Origin of the sequence: Microbacterium sp. 2MCAF23 (assembly GCF_052115565.1) — a bacterium.
Taxonomy (GTDB): domain Bacteria; phylum Actinomycetota; class Actinomycetes; order Actinomycetales; family Microbacteriaceae; genus Microbacterium.
In genome coordinates, this window is sequence record NZ_JBFRGY010000025.1 from 1 (window position 1) to 1,444 (window position 1,444).

Here is a 1,444-nt window from a genome sequence, read left to right on the forward strand (position 1 = left end):
TGAACTGACCCCCGGGAGTTGGACTGAGAAATCAGTTTCGACTCCTGGGGGTCAGTTCTTTGCATCCGAGGAGTTCACTTTCTGAGGCGCAGCGGTTGGCGGCGGTAGCGTCGTTTGAAGAGGGTCTCGCTGACAGGGCGGTATCGACCATGTTGGGCGTGCCGCGCGATCCGGTCAGGCGACTGTATCGACGTTGGCGGATCCGTGGCAGAGGAGCTCTGGTGACCAAACGTGTGAGGCCGTCGTACTCGTTCGAATTCAAGCTCGCCCTAGTGGAGCGGTTTCTCGCCGGTGAGCCGGCGACCGCTCTGGCAGAGGAGGCGGAGCTGTCCTCGCCGACGCTGTTGAAGACTTGGGCGAGGACGTATCGCGACGAGGGTGAGGATGCGTTGCGTCCGAAACCGAAAGGCCGTCCGCGAGGGTTGAGCGCGCCGCCGCCGGGCGAGGAGTCGGAGCTGGAGCGGTTGCGGCGGGAGAACGAGTATCTGCGGGCGCAGAACGCGTACTTGGGAAAATTGCGGGCCTTGATGGATCAGAAACGACGGACAAGGTGAACGCCGTCGTTGCCCTCAAGGCCGAGCACGCTCTCACCGATCTGCTCACCGCTGCCGGGCTGGCCCGGTCGACGTTCTTCTATCATCAGGCCCGCCTCGACGTCCCGGACAGGAATGCGGAGTTGAAGGCCGAGATCCGACGGATCTTCGACCGGTTCGCGGGCCGTTACGGGCATCGCCGGATCCGCGACGAGCTTCGGAGCGCGGGCTGGATGGTGTCGAAGAAGACCGTGCTGAAGCTGATGAACCAGCTCGGGCTGCGGTGCACGATCCGCCGCCGCAAGCGTTACAACTCCTTCAGGGGCGAGGCCGGCAAGACCGCGCCCAACCTCCTCAAACGAGACTTCACGGTGACGGGCCCGAACCAGAAGTGGGTCACCGATGTGACCGAGTTCCGGGTCGGTGACCGGCGCGTCTACCTGTCAACGGTGATGGACCTGTTCGGACGGGAGATCATCGGCCATACCACCGGGATCTCCCCGAACCTGGAACTCACCAACAGCTCGCTGCGACACGCGCTGAGGCGGTTGCGGCCCGGCGACGCACCGATCATCCACTCGGATCAGGGATTTCAGTATCAGCACGCTTCCTGGCAGCGCCTGGTGAACGAGGCGGGCGCGAAGCAGTCCATGTCCCGCAAGGGCAACTGCCTGGACAACGCCGTCATGGAGAGCTTCTTCGGTCACCTGAAGGACGAGCTCTACTGCAACACCACGTTCTTCACCGTCGACGCACTCACCACCGCGATCGACACCTACATCGACTGGTTCAACGCCGAACGGGCCCACTCAACGCTCAAGGGCCTGAGCCCGGTGCAATACCGGACCCAGGCCCTCGCCGCTTAACCCTAAGCTCTCAATCGGCCAGTCCAACTACTGGGGACCAGTTCA

At 63.3% G+C, this 1,444-nt stretch carries 2 protein-coding genes and 1 pseudogene; all 3 read left to right on the forward strand.

Translation table 11 applies throughout. The features are described 5' to 3' along the window. Positions 1–59: 59 nt before the first annotated feature. Positions 60–200 (forward strand): annotated as a pseudogene (locus tag AB4078_RS18655) (helix-turn-helix domain-containing protein); the annotation flags it as partial. Positions 201–221: 21 nt separating this feature from the next. Beyond that, positions 222–554 carry a helix-turn-helix domain-containing protein gene (locus AB4078_RS18660; protein WP_441978379.1) on the forward strand — a complete coding sequence of 111 codons (333 nt, stop codon included), beginning with the start codon at positions 222–224 and terminating at the stop codon, positions 552–554. Then, positions 551–1,399 (forward strand): IS3 family transposase, encoded by an 849-nt coding sequence (locus tag AB4078_RS18665; protein ID WP_441978378.1) that lies wholly within the window; start codon positions 551–553, stop codon positions 1,397–1,399. Before AB4078_RS18660 ends, AB4078_RS18665 begins: the two co-directional genes overlap by 4 nt. The last annotated feature ends 45 nt before the right edge of the window (positions 1,400–1,444 follow it).